Raw genomic sequence first — 25,646 nt, forward strand, 5'->3', positions numbered from 1 at the left:
CACTCCTCTTCTATTTTGGTCTTACCTGTAACAGGTGCTTTTCCGTATCTAAGTCATAGGCATAGGGGGTTATGAGGGTTAATCCTTTGAGTATATCCTGTATATCAGTACCTGTCTTGTAACTTGCAGTGACCTTACTGTCCTGTTCCCGTACCGGTACTGGCATTTCTTTATACTGTAGTACCAGGTTATAGCGCCTGGCTATAGCCAGCAAGGCATTGTTCAGCGGTGTCCGGTCAAAATACATCGCTCCGTCATTCCAGTATCCGTTATCCGGAAAAGGTCTGGTGGTCTTTATAATTCTGCCTTGTCCGGTAAATTTCAGGTGGTCATCCCGTTCCAGGGAAACTGTTTCTTCAGCTGTCCGTACGTGCACACTTCCTTCTTTTATACCCACGTTATGATCGGATGGTTCATCTTTGTAGTATTTAATATTGAATTGGGTTCCGGTGACTTCCAGACGGTTATCGCCGAAAGCAACGGAAAACGGGTGCAGACTGTCTTTTTTGACCTCGAAAAATGCTTCTCCTGCCAGAATGATTTTCCTTCGCTTTGAAAATTCCTTGTCATAGCGGAGAGTGGTCCCGCTGTTCATCCACACTACGGAACTATCGGGCAAAATCACCTTTTCGGGGGGCATTCCGGTCTCCAGGGCTATTGTCCGGAACCGGTCGGCAGATGTTGTATACCACCGGAAATACCCGAATACGGATAACCCCACCAGTAAAGCTACGGAAGCAGCCACTTTTAGCCATTGATATCGCCGGGTAGTATGGCGAAGTTTACGGGCTATTCTTCGCTGTACATCTATACGTATATCTTCCTTATGGGCTTTGTTTTTAAATACGGCATCCTGATTTTCAGATAACAGGCGTTTTTCAAATTCCTGAAGTTTCCTTTTTTCTTCATCCGTAAGCGTTCCTTTTAAAGATTTACCGAGTAATTTTCTAAATGCCTTTTCTTCCATATGACAGTTTTCTATCTATATATACCATAGACAGCTATAAACTCACGGAAAAACAAAAACTCTTAATGATTTGGTAACAAAAGACAGGATTTGATAAAGTTTTATTAAAGCATGTAGAGGTAGAAAAGTACCAGCGCCCATTCCCGTCCCTGAAGATCGGTGCGCAACCTTTTCATGGCCAGGGATATCTGATTTTCTACCGTGCGTTTGGAAATATTGAGCAGACGGGCTATTTCATCATTACTGTAGCCTTCAATACGGCTTAACTTAAATATAGATTGACACCGGGAGGGCAGCCGTTCCAGAGAAGGCTCTATAAGCGATGCGAAAAGATAGGCATGATCTTCGGTATCCTGTTCCGGGACAACGTCGGCCAGTGTGTGGATGGCTTCCAGTTGCACGTGGTTAAATTTATGATCGCGCAAATAGTTATAGGTTTTGTATTTTACTGCCCGAAACAGGTAAGCTCTTATATTGGCAGGATCTATTTTATTTCGCCTTTGCCAGTAATCCACCCATATTTCCTGAAGAATGTCTTTGGCCTTATCCTCATCCATGACCAATGCCCGGGCATGGACATAGAGCGGTTCCCAAAGCACAGTGTAAAGCTGATTAAACGCCCGGGTATTTCCCGCCTGTATCTGAACGGCTAGTGATTTGATTTTAAGGATTTCCGATTCCATATGCACTCTCGCAAATATATCAAAAATGCTATGAAAGGATATTAAGGGCGGGTAAATTCTGAAATTAAGAAAATATTAACCCTGAACTCGTTTAAACTTTTTTGATTGAAGCGAAAAATAGCAATTTTTGTTCTACAGGCAGGCTTTTTTGAGCAACATAGCAGCGCTACGTTGCGGGAAAAAGACAATCTGTGGGGCAAAAAGGGCATTTTGTAGCCAATTAAGGAAAGTTTAAATGAGTTCCCTGTAATCATTATGTCTCTCCGCTCTTGTTACCGCATAAAAGAAAATAAAAAACATTCTATTTTCTTTTATTGTGCTAACTTCAATGTTTTTATAGAATTATTCATCTAAATCTTATATAATGAAACCTGCCAAAACTAGCCATCAACTCTTTATTCTGCCGCTATTACTTTTTATCTTAACCATTTCTCCCGGTAAAGTCTTCTCTTCGCATAGTAGTGACAGTACCGGTCATACCATAAAGGCAGAAAAAAAATGGTTGTTATTACCGGTAAAGAACGGTGCACAGAAGAAAAAAATGACCGTTTCGCATAATGGTGAGGTCGTCCGTGAATTTGAGATCGAACTCGCCGATGAAAACCCGGACTGGTATGCCTACCTGGATATAGGAAAATGGCAGCATGAAGAACTGGAACTCCGCGTAAATGAACTGGATGAAAATTCCGGAATATTTACTCTCATACAACAGCGAAATGAAGAGGCAGATAAGGATACACGCTACAGTGAAAAATACCGGGGACAGATTCATTTTTCCCCGAAAAGAGGATGGAATAATGATCCTAACGGGCTGGTTTACTTCCAAGGCGAATACCATCTATTCTTTCAGCACAATCCGTATGGGGTATTATGGGGTAATATGCACTGGGGGCACGCAGTAAGTAAAGACCTGGTACACTGGGAAGAATTGGGTGAAGCCCTGTATCCTGATAAATACGGAACTATCTTTAGCGGTAGCGGTGTTGTGGACAAACAAAACAGCAGCGGACTGGGGACTGCCGAAAATCCGCCTATAGTGGTTAGCTACACCTACGATAGTAGCTGGACCCAGGGACTGGCCTACAGCCAGGATGGCAGAAGCTTCACCAAACTGGAACATCCCATTCTGGAAAAAATAACCGATGGGAACCGGGACCCGAAAATTATCCGGCATGAGCCTTCCGGGAAATGGGTCATGGTCCTGTACGTGGAAAAACCCGGAAAACAACATACCGTTCATTTCTATTCCTCCCCCGATCTAAAAAACTGGCAACTCACCAGTATTATGAAAGGTGGTATCGGCGAGGATCGATACCTGTTTGAATGCCCCGATTTGTATGCCTTGCCAGTGCGGGATCAGCCCGGCGAAAAAAAATGGATATTATCTGCCGCTAACGGTGAATATGCTATCGGTAATTTCGACGGGAAAGCATTTCACCCTGAAACATCACGACTTAAAAGCATGCATGGAAAAGGATATTATGCCGCACAGACATTTACCAATGACCCCCAGGGACGGAAAATTGAAATAGGCTGGTGGCAAACGGATACCGATAAAGGAAGTAACCATTTTAACCAATCGATGAGTATCCCCATGGAACTGGAACTGGTGAAAACACCTGAAGGACTCCGTATATCCCGAACGCCGGTGGAAGAACTGAAAAAATTACGCATAGAGACACATCATTTTGAACATCTGACAATCCCTCAAGACAAAACCGTCCCGTTAAATTTTAAAGGGAATGGTCCTTTGGAGATGCGTCTGGATATACAACCGGGCAAAACCGGGGAAATATCCGTTCTCGTCCGGGGAATGGCTATAACATACAATATCAATAAAGAAGAGTTGACCGCAGGCGATGTAAAAGCCCGTTTGCCGTTATTTGACGATCACCTGGAGCTTACGCTATTTGCAGACAGAACCGGGTTGGAAATCTTCGGGAATGACGGGACCTTTTATATGCCTGTTCCTGTTCATATGGATATCGAAAAAGAAGTTATAGAGTTGCGGAGCACAGAAACCCACACCCTATTCCGGTCTGTTGATATTTATGAACTGGATGGGATATGGTAAATGAATGTGGTTTCAGGTTAGAAGTTTTTAATGCTGAGTTTACAACCTGCAATCAACAAGCAGATGATTTTTAAAACTCAAACACTTTACCGTCGTCGGCGAGTTCTACCCGCGGAAAAACGGTCCGTGCTTCCTGGCGAAAAGCTTCCAGGTCCCCATACCGTATGGAATAATGTCCGAGTAAAAGAGTTTCTGCTTCTGCCTGAAGGGCTATTTCGGCTGCTTGCTTTGCCGTGGAATGCTTGGTCTTTGCGGCAAGGTCCTTATGTTCCTCCAAAAAAGTAGATTCGTGATATAACATGTCCACTTTTTCAATCTGCGGAATGATGTCCGGTTTATAGACCGTATCACTACAAAAGGCATAACTTTTAGGCTTGGGCGGATCGGCAGTGAGTTTTTCGTTGGGTACCCATTCCCCGTTATCGAGTTGTACATCCCTGCCGTTCTTGATATTCTGGTAATAACACCTGTCGATACCGTATTTAAGCACCTCTTCTATTTTCAGTTTTCTTTCCCCGGTTTTCTCCCTAAAAAGATAACCGTTCGTGTATACCCGGTGATCCAGGGGGATCGTATGTACTTCTACTTTGTCATCTTCGTAGATAAGTTGGGAAGAAGCGGAAGAAAGTTCGTGAAAGACCAGGGGAAAATTAGTCCGGGATTTGCCGAGTTTCAATAATAAGGTAATCCCTTCTTTAATACCCTTGGGGCCATAAATATGTAAAGGGGCCTCTCTTCCCAGGAGGACAAAAGTAGAAATCAGCCCCGGAAGACCGAAAAAATGATCTCCGTGTAAATGAGAGATGAATACCTGTTTTATCCTTGCAAATTTTATCTTATGCTTTCTGAGTTGTACCTGTGTTCCTTCTCCGCAATCTATCAGAAATAAGTGATTTTTAATTTCAAGTACCTGCGAAGTAGGGTTCGTAAAAGCCCTCGGTGTGGCAGAATAACATCCCAGAATGGTAAGCTTCATAAGAGAATGATTATTACAGATTTACGGTATTCATAATACGAATAAATTAGTTATATGGTGTATGTTTTAGTGTATGACAGAAATTGAATTTCAGCAACTCTTCACCCGAAAGCTTTCGGGATTGTTACCCCACCCATTTCAACTGTCCCAATAATCCCGATAATTATCGGGAGGGGTAAAACTGATTTTCCGAGAAACCCGGTTAAAACATTTTTTGTCATGTACTAAAGTTATATATATTACGGTGAAGTTAATGAAAACTCTAAAAATCAAGATCGCGTTCTATCTCTTCCATTTCTATAATATCGCGGGCTTCTTTTAGTGTTGGTACCACCACAAGTTCGTCCGGTACTTCGTTAAAATTAACCTTATTGGTCACCAGTACAAAAGATTTTTTTCCGCCCCGGTGTTTATTGGATATTTCGAGAAATTCCAACAGGTCTTCCGTGGTAACTGCATCCAGGGAAAACAGGTTTACAATAACATTGTCTCCCTTGATCTTGTTATACGCTTCCCCGAGTTTGCCGCAAAAAGCACGAACCGAACCCTTTTCGTGGGTTACTATCGTAATATTGTCTTCCTGTTTATCAAAAAGCATGGCTTCAGTTTTTAATTTTTGATGCTAACAAATATATAACTGCCATACGTATGGCCACTCCGTTCTCCACCTGGTTGAGTATGATGGCTTGTTTGGAGTCGGCAACATCGCTGGTAATTTCCACTCCCCTGTTTATCGGGCCGGGGTGCATGATCACTATTTCTTTATCGAGGGAATTCAGCATAGCCTTATTAACCCCGAATTGTTGTGTGTATTCACGTGTGGAAGGGAAATAGCTGATATCCATCCTTTCGTTCTGTACCCTTAACATATTGGCTACGTCACACCATTCCAGGGCTTTCCTCAGGTTGGTTTCCACTTCTACTCCCAATGAATCTATATATTTCGGGATAAGTGTCTTGGGACCGCATACCTTGACATTCGCTCCCTGGAGCTTCAGCGCAAATATATTGGACAATGCCACCCTGGAGTGAAGTACATCTCCTACAATAACCACATTCTTCCCGGCTACATCACCCAGCCTTTCTCTTATAGAGTAAGAATCCAGCAGTGCCTGTGTGGGATGTTCATGGGCGCCGTCTCCGGCATTCACAATACTCGCCGTGATGTGCCTGGACAGGAAAACCCCTGCCCCCGGATTAGGGTGCCGCATGACCACCATATCTACTTTCATGGAAAGGATATTGTTCACCGTATCGATCAGGGTCTCCCCTTTTTTAACGGACGATTGTGCCGCTGAAAAATTGATGACATCGGCAGAAAGCCGTTTCTCTGCCAGTTCAAAAGACAATCGTGTACGCGTACTGTTTTCAAAAAAAAGGTTGGCTATGGTTATATCACGAAGTGAGGGTACCTTTTTTATGGGCCTGTTGATTACTTCTTTAAAATGATCCGCAGTTTCAAAAATGAGTTGAATGTCCGCTTCGTTGAGATACTTTATTCCTAATAAGTGATTTACACTTAGCTGGCTCATATTCAAAAGTTGTATTTGTAGTTTACGGTTTTGGTTTTCGTACTGAAAACCGGGTATTCATATCAGGTTTTTATGCTGAATGGTAAACAAAAGCGATGTACGTTTTTATCAGCTGCCTACCAGGTAAATGACATCTTCCCCCTCATTCTCTTTCCACATTACCTTTACTTTTTCTTTGTTTATGGCATCTACCTGTCTTCCCCTGTAATCGGGTTGTATGGGCAGGTGCCTGCTGAACCTTCTGTCTATAAGGGTCAATAATTCTATTTCCGCGGGCCTTCCGAAGGACTGTATAGCCGTCAGGGCAGCCCTGATACTTCTTCCCGTATACAGTACATCATCTATAAACACCACTTTCTTATCCTCCACGAGAAAATCTATCTGTGTCTTATTGGCTTCCAGGGGCTTATCTCCCCGGCGAAAATCATCCCGGTAGAACGTAATGTCCAGGAAACCTAATTGTATGTCTTTAACGTGATATTCGTCCTGAAGGATCTGAATAAGCCTGTCCGCGAGAAACTTTCCCCGGGGTTGTATACCTATCAATACCGTATTTTTAAAATCGAGGTGATTTTCAATTAGCTGGCAGGCCAACCGATGCAGAATAATGTGGATTTCTTTGGAAGAAAGCAGAACTCTTTGACTCATGTTTTCCAACGTATTTCGCCCGTAAAAATACGTATTTCTGCCGAACTTATCTCCGAGCGGTCTATTTATTTATTATACTGCGGAAAAACCAAAACGGAACTTTATTGTAATGAGGTGATTAAAACCATTACAAGTTGCAGGTTACACGTTGCATTACCCATACTTGCAGCCTGCAACGTGTAACCTGCAACTTCCTTCTTCCCTTCCCGGTGTATACTTCACGCATACTGCTTATCTTTGTAACCTGATTTTTTAGTACAACTTTAAAAACGCTTATGCATCAGATCCATCATAAAACCCTGCAAGACCTGGAATTTTCTACCATACTCTCCCAAATAGAGGAATTGTGCTCAACCGAGTTCGGTAAAGAAAAGGCCCTGCGCATATTACCGTATACCCAAAAAGAAAAACTCTTTGCCGCCCTGAAGCAAACTTCGGAATACGTCGCTTCTTTTGATAATAACAACAGTATTCCGGGGCATTATTTTGACAATATTTTCCAGGAAATCAAATTACTGGGAATTGAAAACACACTTATAGAACTCGGAGGTTTTAAGAAAATAGCGGGAATATCCGGTACGGTAAACGTTCATCTCCTCTTTTTCCGGAAGTTTAAGGAATACTATCCCATTCTTCACGAAATGGCAAACGAGGTAGAATACACCACGGCTATCGTACAGGAGATAAACAATATTATTGACCGCTTCGGGGAAATTAAGGACGACGCCTCGGAAACATTATCCGTAATACGAAAATCCATAAACGAGACCAGGGGAAAAATAAATCAGAGTTTTTTAAGTGCCCTGCAATCGTGTAATTCCGCCGGGTACCTCGATGACATCCGTGAATCCGTGGTGGAAAACCGCAGGGTACTTGCCGTAAAGGCCATGTACCGAAAACGGGTGAAAGGCGCTATTATGGGAAATTCCAAGACAGGCAGTATTGTCTATATTGAGCCGGATGCGACCCTCCGGTATTCCCGCGAGCTGAGTAACCTGGAATACGAGGAATCGGAAGAAATAAAAAGGATACTCAAGGCTCTCACGGATTTCCTTCGTCCTTATGCCCCGCTGCTACAGGACTACCAGGACTTTCTCGCTGCGATGGATGTTATTGCGGCGAAGGCGAAATACGCCAGGGAAATGAATGGTATTCTCCCGGAAATTACCGGGGAAAAGACCATGAACCTGATCGATGCCTTTCATCCGCTTCTCTATCTGACAAACAAGAAAAAAGGAGAAAAGACCTACGCACAGACTATTTCCCTGCAAGAGGATAACAGGATCATTGTTATTTCCGGGCCCAACGCCGGAGGAAAGAGTATTACCCTGAAAACCGTGGGGCTGTTACAGCTTATGCTGCAAAGCGGCATGCTCGTCCCTATACACCCCAGGAGCCAAATGTGCCTTTTCGACAGGATACTGACGGATATAGGAGATAATCAATCTATCGAAAACCATTTAAGTACCTATAGTTACCGACTGAAGAACATGAACTTTTTCCTGCGGAAATGTAACTCGCAAACCTTGTTCCTGATCGATGAGTTCGGAACCGGTAGTGATCCGGAACTCGGCGGGGCACTGGCCGAAACTTTCCTGGAAGAGTTTTACCATCGGGAAGCTTTTGGTATTATTACCACACATTACGCCAACCTGAAAATGCTGGCCAACGAACTGCCCTACGCTTCCAACGCCAACATGCTTTTTGACAGCAAGAGCCTGGAACCCGTATTCCGGCTTATTGTCGGGGAAGCCGGAAGTTCTTTTACTTTTGAAGTAGCCCAGAAAAACGGTATTCCGTACAGCCTGATAAACCGCGCCAAAAAGAAGATAGAACGTGGAAAAGTCCGGTTTGACGCTACTATTGCCAAACTGCAAAAGGAGCGCAACCGTATGGAAAAAACTTCCCAGCAGTTGAAGGATGAAGAAGTAAAGGCCCGTGAAGAAGCCACACGCCTGGAATCCCTGAACGAAAGGATACAGTCCAAACTGGAAAGCTACCAGCAACTGTTTGATCATAACCAGCGTATGATATACCTGGGGAATAAAATCAACGACATCGCGGAAAAATACTTTACAGATAAAAAGAAACGCCCCCTGATCTCCGAATTCCTGAGGGTCGTGGAAACCGAGAACAGCAAGAGAAAACCCAAGGCCCCCAAAGAAAAGAAAAAAGAAAAAATAGAAAAAGAACAGGTCGCCAGGGAAATGGAGAAAAAAGTGGAGGTCATTCGCGAGAAGAAAAAAGAAGCGAAAAAAGAGGCTATCCGGCAGGAAAACAACAAACCGAAACCGGTATTGAAAATCGGTGACAGGGTGCGTTTGCTCGACGGTAAAGCGGTAGGAAACATCGAAACCATAGAAAAGAACAAGGCAGTGGTGAACTATGGTCTTTTCACCACCAATGTAAGCCTCGACCAACTGGAACTGGTACAGGCCATGAAAAAATAGGAGGATAAACAAATGGCAATACGGAACCTTATTCCGTAAGCTTTAGTACTGCATCCAAAAAAAGAATTTCCATCCTGATCAGGAAAGCTTTTTTCGTATATTCGGAAAATGAATTTTTTAGCACATATTTACCTGTCCGGTGAAGACGAGTATATCCAGATCGGGAATTTCATTGCCGACGGTATTAAAGGAAAGAAATACCTGGCGTTCCCGGAACGAATACAGCAGGGAATTTTGCTTCACCGGGAGATCGATTACTATACCGATCACCATCCCATAGTAAGGCAAAGTACCAAAAGACTTCATGCCAATTACAGTCACTACAGCGGGGTTATCGTAGATATGTACTACGATCATTTCCTGGCGGCCAACTGGAAACGCTATTCCGATATTCCCCTGGAGACTTATGCGGGAAATTTTTATCAAATGTTACAGAAACATCAAACCTTGTTGCCGGAAAGAACCCTGGGAATGATGCCATATATGGTAAAAGATAACTGGCTGGTAAGTTATGCTTCCCTCGAAGGTCTGGAAATAATACTCACACAAATGAACCGGAGAACGGCATATAAATCTGATATGCATCTCGCGATCAACGACCTGCGGGAACACTACACATCCTTTGAAAAAGAGTTTACCGCCTTTTTCGAAGAGTTGATTATATTTACAAAGGCAAAAATCCGTGAAGCGGATAAAAAAACGGATACGGGAAAAGGAAGCGAAGCATAAGAAAATCCGTGGAACCAAAAACTGAATTCAAATGATAAAAAAACACCCCAGAACCTACCTTTACCTTCTGAGTATTTTCTTTTTTATAAGCAGTTGTAAGACCAGGCATTCTTCTTCCGGACTTATCACGGATAAAGCAATGGTCGTATCCGCCCGGGAAGAGGCTTCTGCCATTGGCATTGATATCCTGAAAAAAGGGGGAAACGCCTTTGATGCCATGGCCGCTACAGAACTGGCACTTGCCGTAGCCTATCCTTTTGCCGGTAACCTGGGGGGCGGTGGTTTTATGGTATATCGCAAAGCAGACGGAGAGATCGGTGCCCTGGATTACCGGGAAAAAGCTCCTCTTGCCGCCCATAAGGACATGTACCTGGACAGCCTGGGCAATGTGATCCCGGGAAAAAGTACTCTGGGGGCCATGGCCGTAGGTGTCCCGGGAACGGTAGCCGGCGTTTTTGAAGCGCACAGAAAACTGGGAATACTGCCATTCCATGAAGTCCTGGAACCGGTCATAGCCCTCGCGGAAAAAGGAGTTGTGGTTACGGAAAAGCAGGAAAAAAGTCTGGAAAGTAACCGTAATCTTTTCATTGAAGTAAACGGGGATAGTACTTTATTCGCAACCCCGTTCCGGAAAGGTGATATCGTAAAATACCCGGCCCTGGCCCGGACGCTGAAACGCATTCAAAAAGACGGCAAAGATGGTTTCTATCGCGGTGAAACCGCCCGAAAACTGGCTGCTTTTATCCAGGATAAAGGAGGTATTGTAACCGAAGAAGATCTGGCCAGGTATAATGCCAAATGGCGAATACCGGTAATTTTCAACTACAAAGACCTCAAGGTGATTTCCATGTCTCCCCCAAGCAGCGGGGGGATAACCCTGGCACAGATCATGCAGATGATAGCCCCTTACCCCCTGGCGGAATACGGACATAATTCTATAAAAAGTATTCAGGTAATTACCGAGGCGGAACGAAGAGCTTATGCCGACAGAAATTATTTCCTCGGCGATCCCGATTTTACGGATATCCCCCAAAGCACGCTGTTAAACGAACGCTACCTGCGTAAACGGATGCAGGATTTTTCCTTTGACCGGGCCACAAGATCTTCGGATGTGTCTCACGGTAAAATACAGATTACAGAAAGTAATGAAACCACGCATTATTCTATCGTAGATGCTTATGGCAATGCCGTTTCGGTAACCACAACATTGAATGGTGCCTACGGTTCAAAACTATACAGCGATGAGCTGGGATTCTTTCTCAATAATGAAATGGACGATTTCAGTGCCAAACCCGGCGTGCCAAACATGTTCGGGCTCACCGGTGCCGAGGCCAACAGCATAGCTCCGGAAAAGCGTATGCTCAGTTCCATGACCCCGACTATTGTAGAAAAAGGTGGTAAGCTCTGGATGGTGGTAGGCACCCCCGGAGGTTCCACGATTATAACATCGGTCCTGCAAACCATTCTCAATGTATACGAATACGATATGGGAATGCAGGAAGCGGTAAACGCCCCCAGGTTTCACCACCAGTGGCTACCGGATACCATTACTTTTGAGCCCGGAGCATTCTCTCCCGAAATACTGGATAGCCTGAAACAAAAAGAATACTTCATTAACGAAGACCGTACCCCCATACTTGGTAAAGTGGATGCCATTCTGGTCCTTCCGAACGGAAAACTGGAAGGTGGCGCCGATAAAAGAGGGGATGATGCCGCTGCCGGCTATTAACAGCCACGGTCTCCCTGTTTTTTCCTTTGAACAGGGAAAGGTATATCTCCCTATTTAAAATAATGTTAAAACCTTTTCCTGTTTTAAACCAATACTTTTTATACCGGTCTAAAGGTCCGGATACAGAGTCATTAAACTTCTGTTAAATAGTATTAAAATATTATAACACAATAGGAAAAATCTAATAATACCAGTAATATAGCTTTCATTATAACCAACAGACGCCGTAGAATGTATTACCGATCCTTACTCACCTCCATGGTACTGCTATGGACCACGTTTTTATTTTCCCAGAACACCGTAGAAATCAAAGGAAGGGTTATCGACGCCCTGGATCAGTCACCCCTGGAATCTGCAACTGTTTACCTGTCTTCCCAAAAAGATTCCACTGTACTGGACTATACCATAAGTAACCGCTCCGGGTCCTTTTCACTGGAAGTCCGGAAAACAGACGAACCCGCTTACATCAAAGTTTCTTTTATCGGGTATCAGCTTTACTCCCGATCGATAGAAGCTCTCAATGATCCTCTCGATCTCGGTACTATTGAGCTCCGGGAGAGTGCCGATGAACTTGCCGAAGTTGTGGTACAGGGAGAAGCTCCTCCCATACAGGTAAAGAAAGATACCCTTGAGTTTAATGCCAACTCCTTTAAAGTACGCCCCGATTCCAATGTGGAAACCTTACTGAAGCAACTTCCCGGGGTCGAGGTTGGAACGGACGGGAAGATTTCAGTCAATGGTAAAGAAGTAAGTAAAGTGCTGGTGGACGGAAAGCCTTTTTTTGGAAACGACGGCCAGATAGCTACTAAAAATCTACCTTCGGATATCATAGAGAAAATCCAGGTTTCGGATACCAAGACCAAAGAAGAAGAACTCTCCGGTGAGGATGCCAGTTCCGATGACAAGACCATCAACCTCACCATAAAACAGGGTAAGAACAAAGGATATTTCGGGCGGGCAACGGGAGGTTACGGCACGGACGACCGCTATGAAACAAACCTGTTTTTAAATTATTTTAATGAAGGACAGAGAATAAGTGTCCTGGCTGGTAGCAATAACATTAACAGTGTCGGCTTTTCCATGGATGAAATATTCGACGCCATGGGAGGCGGAAGAAATGTATGGGGCAATGGGCAGGGCGGTGTAAATATCAACGGGGTATCCTTTGGTTCCACAGGCTCCGGAATAACCACATCGCATTTAGGCGGACTGACTTTCGCCGATGACTTTTTTAAGGACAAACTGGAAACGGATGCAAGTTATTTCTACACCCAGACCAACAGGGAAAACGATAACCGAACGGAACAAATAAACCTGACCCCGGAAGGAGAATTCACCTCCAACTCGGAGAATACAACCGTCAATGACTCCAGAGACCATAGCTTTAATACCAACCTGGAATACGAACTGGATTCCCTGACAACCATAGGGTTCTCCCCTACCATAAATAAAACCGATTCGGACTTCAGTTCACGGCAAACCCAATTTTCCGTAGATGAAAACGGGGACCTGCTCAATGAAAGTGAGTCGGTCAACAACAGTTCGACGAACAGGGAAAGTTTCCGGTCCGATCTCTTTTTCGTACGACGTTTCGGCAAAAAGGGACGATATATGAATTTCCGGTTTGGCAATAATAATTCTTCCAACGATTCGGAAGGCATCAACAGGTCATCAACCGTATTTTACCAGAATGATGATCCGGACGATATTCGTAACCAAAAGGAAATCAATGAAAACCGGACGGATAATTATTCCTTCAACCTGAGGTATACGGAGCCTATCACAGATTCCCTGAGCCTTACCGGGGAAGTTGGTTACGATACCAATAAATCTACCTCCAACAGAGAAACTTTTAATTTTGAAGAATCCACCGAAGATTATACCGACAGGAACGATCCGTTATCTAACTACACAGAATCCCGAAGAAACACCATTAACCCTGCCATAGGACTACGCCTGCGAAAAAGCAAGTTTCGGGGACGGCTTAACCTGGGGACCAATATTACGGATTACAACAACTCCTCTATCTATCTCGGTGAACACACAAAACTCAAGGAGCAGTATATTTATCCTTCCGTACGTGCCAATGTACGTTACGAAATGTCCAAGGGAAAATCCCTGTTCGTCAATTACAACTACAGAGTTAACCTGCCTTCCGCTTCGCAATTATTACCGGTGGAAGATCTCTCCAATCCTTTGAGTACCACTATTGGAAATCCCAACCTGGACCCTACCAGGAGCCATTCCGTCTACTTTAACTACAACAATTACGATTTTGCCAAAAGAACGGGCTTCTTTGCATACGGGAATGTAAGTTATGACGAAAACAAAATAGTAAACGTGACCACTTTTGACGAAAACTTCAAAAGGACCACCACATTTCAGAACCTGAACGGCACGTATAACGCAATGCTGGGTATGAATTGGAATACCACCAGGAAGAAAGAAGAACACACCTTTAAATACCGTTTCGGCTTAAATACCAACTTTTCCATGAACCGGGGTATTACCAATAATGAAAATTTTAAAGCAAATAATATTTCTATCAGTCCTTCCGGTTCGTTCACATGGGAATACGGAGAGTTGCTCACTGTAGAACCAAACTATAATTTTAATTACAACGAATCCAGATATACCAATTACAGCATAGACAAGACCTCTAATTTTCGGCATACTTTCAAGGTAGTGACTACTTCTTACTGGCCTAAGAACATTGTCTTCGGCAATGATTTCGGATATACCTACAATTCTAATATCGCGGATGGTTTTCGCAAATCTTTCTGGCTCTGGAACAGCAGCATCGGGTACAACTTTATGAAAGATAAAATGACTTTCAAGGTAAAAGTATACGATCTCCTGGACCAGAATGTGGGTACTATGCGAAGCATTACCGATTCTTATATCCAGGATGTGGAAAATACCGTATTGAAGCGGTATGTTATGTTCTCCCTGAGCTGTAAACTGGATAAATTCGGCGGGAAAGAAGGCGGGCCGGGAGGAGGACGAAGACGAGGTGGTAGATTCCGCAGTTTTTAATTTGTCCCCGTTATAAAATATTAAGGCCGTGTTGTTGAAAAAACACGGCCTTTTCATTTCCGGTATCTACTCGTACCAATGCGTAAGTTCCACAACAACATAAGGTCCTGCGGCCTCAATGGTTTCCACCTTCGGTACTATGCCCTCCCACGGCCCGGTACGTTCCGCGTCAAAGCGATAAGTTCCTTCCGGGATTTGAAAAACCCCCTCCCTGTCCGCGTAGTAAGTCTCCCCGGAGTCCTGGTCAACAGCATAAAGACCACTCACCATAACATTCCCTTCTGCAGGGTTGCCATGAATGTCAACATAGGTTATGCGGACCTCTACCGTTTCGCCGGTAACAGCCGGAGAAAAGACATAAGTGCTAGGAAAACCGGAAGAAAAACCGACATGTGAAAAGACCAGGATCAAAAAAAAGATCCCGTAAAAAGCATACTTTTTCATGGTATAAAAATTTAAGATTCGGTATATCAAATATAAGGGAAAACATCCGGAAAAATATACGGGGTAACGATTTCTTAATAAAGGAGATTTCCAATCTCGTAGAAGAAGAGAGCTTGCCTTACGGGCAGGAATATATCAGCTTACTGACACGCCAGGGAAAAATAGATGCCTACAAGGAAGGCAGGAACTGGCTCACCACCAAAGAAGCCATAGAAGATTACATGACCAACAGAAAAAGAAAACGCTGACCCGTAAAGATCAGCGTTTTTATATGTCTTTCCGCATGATCCCCGTTATTCCGGGTGCATAAACTGCTGCTTTCCTAAGAGTTCTTCTTCCGTTTCCACATGATCGTCATCCGGAACACAGCAATCTACCGGGCATACCGCAGCACATTGAGGTTCTTCGTGAAATCCTTTACACTCCGTACATTTGTCCGGAACAATATAATATATCTCGTCGGAAACGGGTTCCTGGGCTTCGTCCGCATCTACAGACTTTCCGTTTGGCAAAACAACATCTCCCGACAGGGATGTACCATCGCTGTACCTCCAGTCATCCGCACCTTCATAAATTGCCGTATTCGGGCACTCCGGTTCGCAAGCGCCACAATTTATACACTCATCTGTTATGATAATAGCCATAATTTCTTCCTTTTTCGTGTAACTTTGTCCAGCAAAAATAAGGCTAAAAGGAATTCTATACAAAAAAACTAGACTTTTCATTGTCTTTGTTTTTTCAAAGGAAATACAAAACCTCCTATAAGTTCCTGAATACGCCTGTTTTTGATATTTTTTATTAAAAAATTTATTCAATGACTATGCATCCATTGCAAAAAAACATAGATGCTTTTGTTAAATTAGGGAAATTTATCGGGCAATTCCGTGATATCCGACACAGCAAAAGAGAGGACGTTTTACATAACGATACGTTTTATGACGGTTTCTGGCACCAATTGAGGCTGGCGGAAGAACACAACAGATGGTTTACCGGGGAAAACCTGGCCTTTGCCCTGAACCAATGGTCACTTGCACTCACGGAAGAAAATCTTTCGCAATGGCTTTCGGATTACAAGACGAAACCCGCATCTTCCAAAAAAGTAGCTGTGATCATGGCCGGTAATATTCCGCTGGTAGGTTTTCACGATTTTATGAGTGTACTTCTCTGCGGACATTCGGTTATCGTCAAACAATCTTCCAACGATCGGCATCTGCTCCCTTACCTGGCCAAATACCTGGAAAACGTGGAACCTTCCTTTCAAGGTAAAATAACATTTACCGAAGAAAAGCTGGAAACATTCGACGCTGTTATTGCCACCGGCAGCGACAACACATCCCGGTACTTCGAATATTATTTCGGAGGTAAACCGAATATCATCCGTAAAAGCAGGAATTCCGTCGCGGTTCTTACGGGAAAAGAAACCGACGAACAGCTGGCCGGCCTTGGGGAAGATATCTTTCGTTATTTCGGTCTCGGGTGCAGGAACGTTTCCAAACTATTTGTACCGGAAAATTATGATTTTGACAGGCTTTTCAAGGCTGTATATCCTTTCAAAGACATTATAGAAATACATAAGTACGCCAATAATTACGACTACAACAAAGCGGTTTACCTGATGAGCCTTTTCAAACTCCGGGATAACGGATTTTTAATGCTTAAAGAAGACGAAAGCTATGCCTCTCCCATTGCCACCCTTTTCTACGAAACGTATAAAACTGAGGATACTTTAAGAGATAAACTATTAAGAGATTCCGAAAAAATACAATGTATTGTAGCCAGTGGTTTGACTCCTGGTGAAGTGGCCTTCGGAAAAACGCAAAAACCGGAATTACGGGATTATGCGGACGGTGTGGATACGGTTGAATTCTTGTTAAGAATATAACAAATATTTATCGTTTTTATAACTGTTTTTCCTGGTAATTTTAGCATTTTTGCATAGAACATTCAACACAACATTGTCAAATCTACATGATGAAGAAACACAATTTCAGCGCAGGTCCCTGCGTGCTTCCGCAGGAGGTATTGAAAAAGGCCTCAGAAGCAATTATTAATTTCAACGGTTTAGACCTATCATTAATAGAAATCTCCCACAGGAGTAAAGATTTTATAGATGTCATGGAGAACGCCCGCTCCCTGGCTATAGAACTGCTGGGCCTGGAAGGAAAAGGATATAAAGCTCTATTTCTCCAGGGAGGTGCAAGCCTGGAATTTTTGATGGTTGCCTATAATCTTCTCGAAAAAAAAGCGGCTTACCTGAACACCGGTACCTGGAGCGGCAAAGCGATAAAAGAAGCTAAAGTTCTCGGTGAGGTTGTGGAAGTAGCTTCTTCAAAAGATGCTAATTTCAATTACATTCCCAAAGGATATTCTATTCCTTCAGATGCAGATTATTTCCACTGCACCAGCAACAACACCATTTTCGGTACCCAGATAAAAGATTTTCCGGAAACAGACGTACCGCTGGTTTGCGATATGAGTTCGGATATTTTTTCCAGGCAACTGGATTTCTCCAAATTTGACCTGATCTATGCAGGGGCACAGAAAAATATGGGACCGGCAGGAACTACCCTTGTAGTTGTTAAAGAAGAGGTGTTAGGAAAGGTATCACGGTCTATCCCTTCTATGCTGGACTATAAAGTTCACCTGGATAAAGACAGTATGTTCAACACTCCCCCGGTATTTGCCGTATATGTATCCATGCTTACCCTTCAATGGCTTAAGGACCTCGGAGGTGTTGCCGCTATTGAAAAGATCAATGAAGAAAAGGCTTCACTTGTATATAACGAAGTTGACCGCAACTCCTTGTTCAAAGGATTTGCAGCCGTAGAAGACCGAAGTTCAATGAACGCCACCTTCAACCTGGTAGATGAGACACATAAGGAAACTTTCGACGCCCTGTGGAAAGGAGCGGGCATCAACGGACTGAACGGTCACAGAAGTGTCGGCGGGTATCGTGCTTCCATGTACAATGCCCTTTCGGTAGAAAGTGCCAAAGTACTCGTGGAAACCATGCAGGAACTGGAGAAAAAAGTCGGATAACAAACGTATTGCCACAATCCATAATAATTCAATCCCGCTACCCGGGATATATAAAAACAGAGACATGAAAGTATTAGCTAATGACGGAATTTCAAAAAGTGGAGTTGAAGCCCTGGAAAAAGGAGGTTTTGAAGTAATCACCACCAAAGTTGCCCAGGAGCAGCTCATTCCATATATCAACGAAAATCAGATAGATGTTATCCTTGTCCGTTCTGCAACCAAGGTAAGAAAAGATATTATTGACGCCTGTAGTAGTATTAAGGTTATAGGCCGCGGCGGTGTAGGTATGGATAATATCGACGTAGAATATGCACGTTCCAAAGGTCTCAGCGTTATCAATACCCCTGCCTCCTCTTCCCAGTCGGTAGCAGAACTGGTATTTGCACACCTTTACGGAGGTGTACGGTTTTTATATGATGCCAACAGAAATATGCCGCTCGAAGGAGAGGCCAAATTCGGCCAGTTGAAAAAAGCTTATGCCGGCGGAATAGAACTGCGTGGCAAAACCCTGGGGATCGTAGGTCTCGGAAGAATCGGTATTGAAGTAGCCAAAATAGCACTGGGTGTCGGCATGAAAGTTATAGCTGCCGATACATTTGTAGACAAGGCCGATGTTATTGTAGACTTCTTTGACGGGCAATCTGTTACAGTAGAGATCAAAACACAGCCGTTGGAAGAAGTTTACAAACAATCCGATTTTATCACCCTTCACGTTCCGGCTCAGAAGGGATATGTTATCGGAAAAAAAGAACTGGAAATGATGAAACCCGGCGTAGCCATCGTCAATGCTTCCAGAGGTGGGGTTATTGATGAAGTAGAACTTGTAAATGCCCTCGACAGCGGAAAAGTAACCTTTGCCGGACTGGATGTTTTTGAGAACGAACCAACACCGGCTGTTAAGATCCTTATGCACCCGAAAATTTCTCTTACTCCGCATATCGGAGCTGCTACCAATGAGGCGCAGGACAGGATCGGAACAGAGCTGGCTCAGCAAATAATAAGCATTTTAAAGTCAGAAACGGTATAATTATCGGATTTTAAGTAATATATTAGGGTCCTCTCACACCATGTGAGGGGACTTTTTTGTAAATTAGGGTTCTATTAAACCTTAAAACTATAAAAAATGGCGGGTATAGCGGATTTACTTAACAGCGATCTGGGCAGACAGATCATTAACGGGGTGAGCAGTGAGGCAGGCACCTCACAACAGGAAACCAGCAGTGTTCTGGACATGGCATTACCCGTGTTAATGGGCGCCATGCAGAAAAATGCATCTTCCCCGGAAGGTGCATCAGGTCTGTTGGGAGCCCTTTCCGGAAGTAAACATTCCGGAGGTATTCTTGATAACCTCGGTGGCTTCTTCGGCGGCGGCGTTAATGAGGAAGATGAACAGGACGGCGCTGGTATTCTCAATCATGTTCTGGGTAATAAACAATCTACCGTAGAAAATGCGATCAGTCAAAAATCAGGTGTCAGCACAAGCGTGGTAAGCAAGATCATTAAAATTGCCGCCCCCATACTCATGGGGTATCTCGGACAGCAGGCACGTCAACAAAACGTAAGTTCTACGGACGGACTGTCCGGACTGCTCGGCAACCTGATGGGAAGCCAGTCTTCCAATAATCAAAGTCTGATTACTTCTCTGCTTGACTCCGATGGAGACGGTAGTGTTATCGACGATATTGCAGGCATGGCCATGGGTAATAAAAAAAGAGGCGGACTGCTGGGCGGCCTTTTCGGTAAATAACGTATTCTTAACAGTTAAAAAGCTCACCTTGCAATACCTTTGTAAGGTGTTTTTCTTTTATACACAAGCACTCCTTAATTCAGAATATAACAAACACAGATACATCAGCTATGAAAAACAAGACAGCATATATAACAGGAGGCTCCAAGGGCATCGGACTCGGAATAGCGGAAGCTCTCCTCAGGGAAGGAATGAAAGTGGCGGTAACCTGCCGGGACAAAAAACGAGGAGAAAAAGCCATGCAAAACGTTGCACAGGACAAAGGTTCATACCTCGTCATCGAGTCGGATGTAACGGATTACCAATCAGAACAGGCCGCCATAAAACAGGTAACTGACACCTGGGGCGAACTCGACGTAGTGATCGCTAATGCCGGAATAGGCGTTTTCGCTCCTATAGACGAACTATCTGTCGAAGACTGGAACAGTACCATAGACACCAATCTTACAGGGGTTTTTAATACGGTTAAAGCCGCCATCCCGGAATTAAAGAAAAGTAAAGGGTACATTATTACTATCGCCAGCCTTGCCGGGACCAATTTCTTTGCAAAGGGCGCTGCTTATAACGCGAGCAAATTCGGACTCGTCGGTTTTTCCCAGGCCATTATGCTGGACCTTCGTCCGTATGACGTTAAAGTAACCACTATAATGCCAGGCTCCGTAGCCACATATTTTAACGGAAATACCCCCGATGCTTCGGACGTATGGAAGATACAACCGGAAGATATCGGTCAAATGGTTGCCGACCTGCTTAAAATGCCAACGCGTACACTTCCGAGTAAAATTGAAGTAAGGCCTAGTAAGACATCTCTTTAGATATTTTGAAGCATGAAGTAAGAAGCGTGAAGCTTGAAGCCGGAAGCTCGGAGTTTGTTAGTCCTCTTGCTTCGTGCTTCAAGCTTCCGGCTCTTTTTTCCAACATTCCGTGTCTGATATCTAAAATCTAAATCGTACATTTGCCGCCTAATTTTTTTCACCTATGCGACTGCACAAAAACCTGGTTTTTACCGTAATTGATTCTCTTGATTTTATTTTCAACCAAGGGGAATATGCCGATAAGGTTGTGGCAAAGGCATTGAAAAAGGACAAGCGCTGGGGAAGCAGCGACAGGAGATTTGTTGCGGAAACCATTTACGATATAGTTCGCTGGAAACGTCTTTATGCGGAGATTGCCGGGGTAAAAGAACCCTTTAACCGGGACAATTTCTGGCGGATTTTTGCAGTTTGGGTGGTATTGCGCGGACACAGGCTTCCGGAATGGAAACAACTGGAAGACACTCCTTCCCGACGTATTAAAGGGCGTTTTGAAGAACTGTCCGCAATACGCAAGTTCCGGGAATCGATACCCGACTGGATGGACGAAACCGGCGTACGTGAACTCGGAGAAGTTGCCTGGGAAAAAGAAATAGCTGCACAAAATAAGCAGGCCGATGTGGTGCTCAGGGTAAACGCCCTGAAAACCGATGTAAAAAAACTACAGGCCATCCTCGGCGAGGATAACATACAGACCAAAACCCTGAAAGCCTATCCGGATGCATTGGTACTCGAAGAACGGGCTAATGTTTTTATGACTGACGCTTTTCGGGAAGGACTCTTTGAGGTTCAGGATGCTTCCTCTCAACTGGTGGCTCCTCTGCTGGATGTACAACCGGGAATGCGGGTAGTCGATGCCTGCGCCGGTGCTGGAGGAAAAACACTCCACATGGCCTCCCTGATGCAGAATAAAGGGCAGATCATTGCCATGGACCTGTACGAAAGTAAAATGAAGCAATTGAAAACCCGGGCTAAAAGAAATGGCGCTTTCAACATAGAATACAGGATCATCGAAAATAACAAAACGATAAAAAAACTCTACGATAAAGCAGACAGGGTATTGATAGACGCTCCATGCAGCGGGTTCGGTGTATTGCGCAGAAATCCGGATACCAAATGGAAATTACAACCGGAATTCGTAGAAAATATCAAAAAAACACAGCAAGAGATCCTTCAAAGCTATTCCAAAATGGTAAAACCAGGAGGAAAACTGGTTTACGCCACCTGCTCCGTACTTCCATCCGAAAACAGGGAACAGGTAGATACTTTTCTGAATAGTGAAGACGGCAAACAGTTTCAACTGGAAAAGGACCACAAAATACTCGCATCTGTTTCCGGTTTCGACGGTTTTTATATGGCCCTTTTGTCTAAAAAAGATTAAACGGAATTCTCCGTATCTCTAATTTTTTCCAGGAGATAATCAGGACATTTTACGGGCCTCCCGGAGTTCATATCCACAAAGGCGAGAACAGTGTTACCAAGTGTTAAAATTTCCCTTGCCTCATTATAGATTTTGTAGTCGAATTCAATCTTTACACCCGGTTCTTTTTTAAGGGTTGTGGATACCCATATGACATCGTCGTACTTTGCCGGTTTTTTAAATTCGAGGTGAAGGGAAATAACGGGGAGCATAATACCGCTCTCTTCCATGGATCTGTAGGACACCCCGATGTATCTGAGCCATTCCACTCTTCCCATTTCCATAAACTGTGCATAGTTCCCATGGTACACCACACCCATCTGGTCTGTTTCACCATAACGAATTCTTATCGGAATTTCGTGTGTTTTCATAAAAATTTATCGTATATTTTACGTGTTAAGAAAACGTAACATTATTGTTAACAAGCATGCGAAAAAAAAACTAAAAATTCAACCTCTATTTCATTTTTTTTTTCAATTTTTTGTTCACATATTTGTTCAACCTAAGGCGGGAAGATATACTATTTTCAATCTTCTTCATAATCACTAATCTAACTGAATAAATTATACGAGGTAATGAATTTGACTGCGCAATCGGTATGGGACAATTGTCTATCATTCATAAAAGATAACATTCAGCCCCAAGCTTACAAAACCTGGTTTGACCCAATAAAAGCTGTCAAACTTACCGATAACGCCCTGAGTATCCAAGTCCCGAGTAAGTTTTTTTACGAATGGCTGGAGGAGCATTACGTAAAGCTACTAAAAGTGGCTCTTACTAAGGAACTGGGAGAAAGCGCCAAACTGGTGTATATTATTAAAATGGAAAACACCTATGGCAACCAACGCCCTTTTACCGAAAGGATACCCAGCAGCAACCGATCCAATTTACAACCACAAGAACTGGACGTTCCGGTAAAACACAAGAACCCCGAACTTAAAAATCCTTTTGTGATCCCTGGGATCCGGAATATTAAAATAGAATCCCAATTAAATCCGAATTATAATTTCGACAATTTCCTGGAAGGAGACTCTAATCGTCTTGCCAGGTCTGCCGGACTTGCCGTGGCCAATAAACCCGGAGGGACCTCATTCAATCCGCTCCTTATATTTGGTGGTGTAGGTCTCGGGAAAACCCACCTTGCCCATGCTATCGGTGTAGACATTAAGGATAAATACCCCGAAAAGACCGTTCTGTATATTTCCGCAGAGAAATTCACACAACAGTATATAGAATCCGTAAAGAAGAATACACGTAACGATTTTATTCACTTCTACCAGCTCATCGACGTGCTGATCATCGATGACGTACAGTTCTTTTCCGGGAAGTCCGGAACACAGGACGTATTCTTCCATATCTTCAACCACCTGCACCAGAACGGAAAGCAGGTTATCCTTACTTCGGATAAAGCTCCGGTAGATATGCAGGATATAGAGCAACGGCTCCTGTCCCGTTTTAAATGGGGTCTTTCCGCCGAACTGCAAACACCGGATTACGAAACCAGGATATCCATCCTGAAAAACAAACTCTACAGGGACGGCGTGGACATGCCCGATGATATCATCGAATATGTCGCCAAAAATATCAAGTCCAATGTACGGGAACTGGAAGGCGCTATCATTTCACTCATAGCACAGTCTTCATTTAACAAAAGAGAGGTAACCATAGAACTCGCCACCCAGATCGTGGAAAAGTTCGTCAAGAACACCAAACGTGAAGTTTCTATCGATTATATCCAGAAAGTAGTGTCGGACTATTTTCAGATGGACGTGGCCACTCTCCAGTCCAAGACCCGGAAGAGACATATTGTACAGGCCAGACAACTTGCCATGTTCTTTGCCAAGAAATTCACCAAGGCATCGCTGGCCAGCATTGGCTCCCAGATAGGTAAACGGGATCACGCTACGGTATTACACGCCTGCAAGACCGTAGACAATCTTGCAGAGACCGATAAGCAGTTCCGGAAACACCTCGAAGACCTTACCAAAAAGCTCTCACAATAGAGAAAATTTCACTTAAAACTACCCCACCCTTTTTTATTGTTTATTAATTTCTATCTTGTCATCATAAGTTAGATTTCACAATTATTTATTTCAAGGAATGAAAACCAAAATACTCATGGTGTGCCTGGGCAACATATGCAGATCTCCTCTTGCGGAAGGTATTCTGCGTTCCAAAGTTTCAGAGGACACCGTAATGGTCGACTCTGCCGGTACAGCCGGGTTTCATACCGGGGAAGCTCCTGATCCCAGATCTATAGAAATTGCCAGGAAAAACAACATCAATATAAGCAACCAGAGATGCAGAAAATTCCAGGTTTCCGATTTTGATAACTTTGATCGCATTTACGTTATGGATAATTCCAATTACCATAATGTTATGTCCCTGGCCAGAAATGCCGAAGATGATCAGAAAGTAGATCTGATCCTCAACCTGTTATATCCGGGTGAAAACATGGATGTTCCGGACCCTTATTACGGCGGAGCACAAGGCTTCCTCGATGTTTTTAATATGCTGGACCGCGCCTGTGACATCCTGGTAAATAATCTGAAGAAGTAAATGCATATACCCTTCCCATATATTGTAATTTGAAACAAGAGAACAACACATCCGGCAAAGTATTCCTGATACCGACCACACTGGGAGATCAGGATCCCTTACATGTACTTCCTTCGTCCGTTAAAAAGATTATTGAAGAAATTGACTATTACATTGTAGAAAACGAAAAAACGGCACGGCGATTCATAAAAAATATCTGCCCGGAAAAACAGCAAAGTCAACTACACATACAATTACTGAATAAACATACGCAACCGGGAGATATCCCAGCCTTTTTATCGCCTTGCTCCGAAGGTATAAATGTAGGCGTAATATCCGAAGCAGGATGCCCCGGCATTGCGGACCCCGGCGCTGATCTAGTTGCCATAGCGCATGAAAAAGGAATAGCCGTCGTGCCGATGGTAGGCCCTTCATCCGTATTCCTCGCCCTAATGGCCAGTGGTATGAACGGGCAGAGTTTTGCATTTAACGGCTATCTCCCCATAGATAAAGCGAAAAGAAAACAGGAGATCAAACAGCTGGAAAAACGTTCGTCAGAGTTACAACAATCCCAGATTTTTATCGAGACCCCTTATCGCAACGAGCAATTGCTGGCCGATCTCTCTTCCACTCTGAAACACGACACGCAACTATGTGTGGCTTGTGACATTACACTTTCCACGGAATTTATCCGGACCAGGACAGCTACGGCATGGAAAAAAAATACGGAAAGCCTGCATAAAAGGCCATGTATCTTTATTATTCATGCACGCTAAAAAAATTCTTTAGCACAGATCGCGAAAAGAGTTTGCGCCTTGACAA

The 25,646-nt window shown here is 43.7% G+C and carries 23 protein-coding genes and 1 pseudogene; 15 read left to right on the forward strand and 9 right to left on the reverse strand.

Translation table 11 applies throughout. The features are described 5' to 3' along the window. Window positions 1–10: 10 nt before the first annotated feature. Together ACVBDY_RS21765 and ACVBDY_RS21770 are read right to left on the reverse strand one after the other, a co-directional pair. Window positions 11–967 carry a FecR family protein gene (locus tag ACVBDY_RS21765; RefSeq protein ID WP_447177584.1) on the reverse strand — a complete coding sequence of 319 codons (957 nt, stop codon included), beginning with the start codon at window positions 965–967 and terminating at the stop codon, window positions 11–13. A 104-nt stretch (window positions 968–1,071) separates the two neighbouring features. Beyond that, on the reverse strand, window positions 1,072–1,650 hold the full coding sequence (locus ACVBDY_RS21770) for an RNA polymerase sigma-70 factor (RefSeq protein ID WP_447177585.1): 579 nt from the start codon (window positions 1,648–1,650) through the stop codon (window positions 1,072–1,074). A gap of 364 nt (window positions 1,651–2,014) precedes the next feature. Here ACVBDY_RS21770 and ACVBDY_RS21775 point away from each other — a divergent pair, with 364 nt between their 5' ends. Beyond that, window positions 2,015–3,724, forward strand: coding sequence for a glycoside hydrolase family 32 protein (locus ACVBDY_RS21775; protein WP_447177586.1), 1,710 nt, complete (start codon window positions 2,015–2,017; stop codon window positions 3,722–3,724). A gap of 70 nt (window positions 3,725–3,794) precedes the next feature. On the opposite strand, the gene ACVBDY_RS21780 is transcribed toward ACVBDY_RS21775, so the two are convergent. The 4 genes from ACVBDY_RS21780 to pyrR all read right to left on the reverse strand — a co-directional run bounded on the left by ACVBDY_RS21780 (window position 3,795) and on the right by pyrR (window position 6,880). After that, a complete protein-coding gene (locus tag ACVBDY_RS21780) occupies window positions 3,795–4,700 on the reverse strand; it encodes a ribonuclease Z (RefSeq protein WP_447177587.1) in 906 nt (301 codons plus the stop codon). A 262-nt stretch (window positions 4,701–4,962) separates the two neighbouring features. Beyond that, window positions 4,963–5,298 (reverse strand): ribonuclease Z, encoded by a 336-nt coding sequence (locus ACVBDY_RS21785; protein ID WP_447177588.1) that lies wholly within the window; start codon window positions 5,296–5,298, stop codon window positions 4,963–4,965. 4 nt (window positions 5,299–5,302) lie between these two features. Beyond that, a complete protein-coding gene (locus tag ACVBDY_RS21790) occupies window positions 5,303–6,232 on the reverse strand; it encodes an aspartate carbamoyltransferase catalytic subunit (protein WP_447177589.1) in 930 nt (309 codons plus the stop codon). A gap of 108 nt (window positions 6,233–6,340) precedes the next feature. Further along, on the reverse strand, window positions 6,341–6,880 hold the full coding sequence (gene pyrR, locus ACVBDY_RS21795; protein WP_447177590.1) for a bifunctional pyr operon transcriptional regulator/uracil phosphoribosyltransferase PyrR: 540 nt from the start codon (window positions 6,878–6,880) through the stop codon (window positions 6,341–6,343). A 275-nt stretch (window positions 6,881–7,155) separates the two neighbouring features. On the opposite strand from pyrR, the gene ACVBDY_RS21800 reads away from it, so the two are divergent. From ACVBDY_RS21800 to ACVBDY_RS21815, 4 genes are all read left to right on the forward strand, one after another. Beyond that, window positions 7,156–9,330 (forward strand): endonuclease MutS2, encoded by a 2,175-nt coding sequence (locus tag ACVBDY_RS21800; RefSeq protein WP_447177591.1) that lies wholly within the window; start codon window positions 7,156–7,158, stop codon window positions 9,328–9,330. 108 nt (window positions 9,331–9,438) lie between these two features. After that, window positions 9,439–10,059, forward strand: a complete 621-nt coding sequence (locus ACVBDY_RS21805) for an acyl carrier protein phosphodiesterase (protein ID WP_447177592.1) — start codon at window positions 9,439–9,441, stop codon at window positions 10,057–10,059. Between the two features lie 31 nt (window positions 10,060–10,090). Continuing rightward, window positions 10,091–11,788 carry a gamma-glutamyltransferase gene (gene ggt, locus ACVBDY_RS21810; protein ID WP_447177593.1) on the forward strand — a complete coding sequence of 566 codons (1,698 nt, stop codon included), beginning with the start codon at window positions 10,091–10,093 and terminating at the stop codon, window positions 11,786–11,788. A 231-nt stretch (window positions 11,789–12,019) separates the two neighbouring features. Then, complete coding sequence (locus ACVBDY_RS21815; protein WP_447177594.1) at window positions 12,020–14,824, forward strand: outer membrane beta-barrel protein; 2,805 nt, start codon at window positions 12,020–12,022, stop codon at window positions 14,822–14,824. A 66-nt stretch (window positions 14,825–14,890) separates the two neighbouring features. Here ACVBDY_RS21815 and ACVBDY_RS21820 read toward each other — a convergent pair whose 3' ends face one another. Then, entirely contained in the window at window positions 14,891–15,268 is a 378-nt protein-coding gene (locus ACVBDY_RS21820; RefSeq protein WP_447177595.1) for a hypothetical protein, read from the reverse strand. Between the two features lie 104 nt (window positions 15,269–15,372). On the opposite strand from ACVBDY_RS21820, the pseudogene ACVBDY_RS21825 reads away from it, so the two are divergent. Further along, a pseudogene (locus ACVBDY_RS21825) lies at window positions 15,373–15,516 on the forward strand (Fic family protein); the annotation flags it as partial. 45 nt (window positions 15,517–15,561) lie between these two features. Here ACVBDY_RS21825 and ACVBDY_RS21830 read toward each other — a convergent pair. Further along, window positions 15,562–15,912, reverse strand: a complete 351-nt coding sequence (locus tag ACVBDY_RS21830; protein WP_447177596.1) for a 4Fe-4S dicluster domain-containing protein — start codon at window positions 15,910–15,912, stop codon at window positions 15,562–15,564. A gap of 176 nt (window positions 15,913–16,088) precedes the next feature. Between ACVBDY_RS21830 and ACVBDY_RS21835 the strand changes: the two genes are divergently transcribed. The 6 genes from ACVBDY_RS21835 to ACVBDY_RS21860 all read left to right on the forward strand — a co-directional run bounded on the left by ACVBDY_RS21835 (window position 16,089) and on the right by ACVBDY_RS21860 (window position 22,247). Next, complete coding sequence (locus tag ACVBDY_RS21835) at window positions 16,089–17,150, forward strand: acyl-CoA reductase (RefSeq protein ID WP_447177629.1); 1,062 nt, start codon at window positions 16,089–16,091, stop codon at window positions 17,148–17,150. 89 nt (window positions 17,151–17,239) lie between these two features. Then, window positions 17,240–18,307: a 3-phosphoserine/phosphohydroxythreonine transaminase gene (gene serC, locus ACVBDY_RS21840; protein WP_447177630.1), complete on the forward strand. Its 1,068-nt coding sequence runs from the start codon at window positions 17,240–17,242 to the stop codon at window positions 18,305–18,307. 64 nt (window positions 18,308–18,371) lie between these two features. After that, entirely contained in the window at window positions 18,372–19,334 is a 963-nt protein-coding gene (locus ACVBDY_RS21845) for a D-2-hydroxyacid dehydrogenase (protein ID WP_447177597.1), read from the forward strand. 96 nt (window positions 19,335–19,430) lie between these two features. Continuing rightward, the gene (locus ACVBDY_RS21850; RefSeq protein ID WP_447177598.1) at window positions 19,431–20,054 is read left to right on the forward strand and encodes a DUF937 domain-containing protein; all 624 of its coding nucleotides are present in this window, start codon (window positions 19,431–19,433) and stop codon (window positions 20,052–20,054) included. 110 nt (window positions 20,055–20,164) lie between these two features. After that, window positions 20,165–20,869 carry an SDR family oxidoreductase gene (locus ACVBDY_RS21855; protein WP_447177599.1) on the forward strand — a complete coding sequence of 235 codons (705 nt, stop codon included), beginning with the start codon at window positions 20,165–20,167 and terminating at the stop codon, window positions 20,867–20,869. Window positions 20,870–21,032: 163 nt separating this feature from the next. Further along, window positions 21,033–22,247, forward strand: coding sequence for an RsmB/NOP family class I SAM-dependent RNA methyltransferase (locus ACVBDY_RS21860; RefSeq protein ID WP_447177600.1), 1,215 nt, complete (start codon window positions 21,033–21,035; stop codon window positions 22,245–22,247). Here the strand turns inward: ACVBDY_RS21860 and ACVBDY_RS21865 are convergent. Beyond that, window positions 22,244–22,657, reverse strand: a complete 414-nt coding sequence (locus tag ACVBDY_RS21865; protein ID WP_447177601.1) for an acyl-CoA thioesterase — start codon at window positions 22,655–22,657, stop codon at window positions 22,244–22,246. The genes ACVBDY_RS21860 and ACVBDY_RS21865 overlap by 4 nt on opposite strands. A 204-nt stretch (window positions 22,658–22,861) precedes the next feature. Between ACVBDY_RS21865 and dnaA the strand changes: the two genes are divergently transcribed. From dnaA to ACVBDY_RS21880, 3 genes are all read left to right on the forward strand, one after another. Continuing rightward, window positions 22,862–24,289, forward strand: coding sequence for a chromosomal replication initiator protein DnaA (gene dnaA / locus ACVBDY_RS21870; RefSeq protein WP_447177602.1), 1,428 nt, complete (start codon window positions 22,862–22,864; stop codon window positions 24,287–24,289). A gap of 97 nt (window positions 24,290–24,386) precedes the next feature. Next, window positions 24,387–24,845, forward strand: a complete 459-nt coding sequence (locus ACVBDY_RS21875; RefSeq protein WP_447177603.1) for a low molecular weight protein-tyrosine-phosphatase — start codon at window positions 24,387–24,389, stop codon at window positions 24,843–24,845. A 29-nt stretch (window positions 24,846–24,874) separates the two neighbouring features. Further along, window positions 24,875–25,600 carry an SAM-dependent methyltransferase gene (locus ACVBDY_RS21880; RefSeq protein WP_447177604.1) on the forward strand — a complete coding sequence of 242 codons (726 nt, stop codon included), beginning with the start codon at window positions 24,875–24,877 and terminating at the stop codon, window positions 25,598–25,600. The last annotated feature ends 46 nt before the right edge of the window (window positions 25,601–25,646 follow it).

This window comes from Sinomicrobium halophytocola, assembly GCF_052983395.1.

Excerpts from the sequence above, each read along its gene's own strand:
- ACVBDY_RS21765 (WP_447177584.1), bottom strand. The coding sequence starts at position 967 with ATGGAAGAAAAGGCATTTAGAAAATTACTCGGTAAATCTTTAAAAGGA.
- ACVBDY_RS21770 (WP_447177585.1), bottom strand. The coding sequence starts at position 1,650 with ATGGAATCGGAAATCCTTAAAATCAAATCACTAGCCGTTCAGATACAG.
- ACVBDY_RS21775 (WP_447177586.1), top strand. The coding sequence starts at position 2,015 with ATGAAACCTGCCAAAACTAGCCATCAACTCTTTATTCTGCCGCTATTA.
- ACVBDY_RS21780 (WP_447177587.1), bottom strand. The coding sequence starts at position 4,700 with ATGAAGCTTACCATTCTGGGATGTTATTCTGCCACACCGAGGGCTTTT.
- ACVBDY_RS21785 (WP_447177588.1), bottom strand. The coding sequence starts at position 5,298 with ATGCTTTTTGATAAACAGGAAGACAATATTACGATAGTAACCCACGAA.
- ACVBDY_RS21790 (WP_447177589.1), bottom strand. The coding sequence starts at position 6,232 with ATGAGCCAGCTAAGTGTAAATCACTTATTAGGAATAAAGTATCTCAAC.
- pyrR (WP_447177590.1), bottom strand. The coding sequence starts at position 6,880 with ATGAGTCAAAGAGTTCTGCTTTCTTCCAAAGAAATCCACATTATTCTG.
- ACVBDY_RS21800 (WP_447177591.1), top strand. The coding sequence starts at position 7,156 with ATGCATCAGATCCATCATAAAACCCTGCAAGACCTGGAATTTTCTACC.
- ACVBDY_RS21805 (WP_447177592.1), top strand. The coding sequence starts at position 9,439 with ATGAATTTTTTAGCACATATTTACCTGTCCGGTGAAGACGAGTATATC.
- ggt (WP_447177593.1), top strand. The coding sequence starts at position 10,091 with ATGATAAAAAAACACCCCAGAACCTACCTTTACCTTCTGAGTATTTTC.
- ACVBDY_RS21815 (WP_447177594.1), top strand. The coding sequence starts at position 12,020 with ATGTATTACCGATCCTTACTCACCTCCATGGTACTGCTATGGACCACG.
- ACVBDY_RS21820 (WP_447177595.1), bottom strand. The coding sequence starts at position 15,268 with ATGAAAAAGTATGCTTTTTACGGGATCTTTTTTTTGATCCTGGTCTTT.
- ACVBDY_RS21830 (WP_447177596.1), bottom strand. The coding sequence starts at position 15,912 with ATGGCTATTATCATAACAGATGAGTGTATAAATTGTGGCGCTTGCGAA.
- ACVBDY_RS21835 (WP_447177629.1), top strand. The coding sequence starts at position 16,089 with ATGCATCCATTGCAAAAAAACATAGATGCTTTTGTTAAATTAGGGAAA.
- serC (WP_447177630.1), top strand. The coding sequence starts at position 17,240 with ATGAAGAAACACAATTTCAGCGCAGGTCCCTGCGTGCTTCCGCAGGAG.
- ACVBDY_RS21845 (WP_447177597.1), top strand. The coding sequence starts at position 18,372 with ATGAAAGTATTAGCTAATGACGGAATTTCAAAAAGTGGAGTTGAAGCC.
- ACVBDY_RS21850 (WP_447177598.1), top strand. The coding sequence starts at position 19,431 with ATGGCGGGTATAGCGGATTTACTTAACAGCGATCTGGGCAGACAGATC.
- ACVBDY_RS21855 (WP_447177599.1), top strand. The coding sequence starts at position 20,165 with ATGAAAAACAAGACAGCATATATAACAGGAGGCTCCAAGGGCATCGGA.
- ACVBDY_RS21860 (WP_447177600.1), top strand. The coding sequence starts at position 21,033 with ATGCGACTGCACAAAAACCTGGTTTTTACCGTAATTGATTCTCTTGAT.
- ACVBDY_RS21865 (WP_447177601.1), bottom strand. The coding sequence starts at position 22,657 with ATGAAAACACACGAAATTCCGATAAGAATTCGTTATGGTGAAACAGAC.
- dnaA (WP_447177602.1), top strand. The coding sequence starts at position 22,862 with ATGAATTTGACTGCGCAATCGGTATGGGACAATTGTCTATCATTCATA.
- ACVBDY_RS21875 (WP_447177603.1), top strand. The coding sequence starts at position 24,387 with ATGAAAACCAAAATACTCATGGTGTGCCTGGGCAACATATGCAGATCT.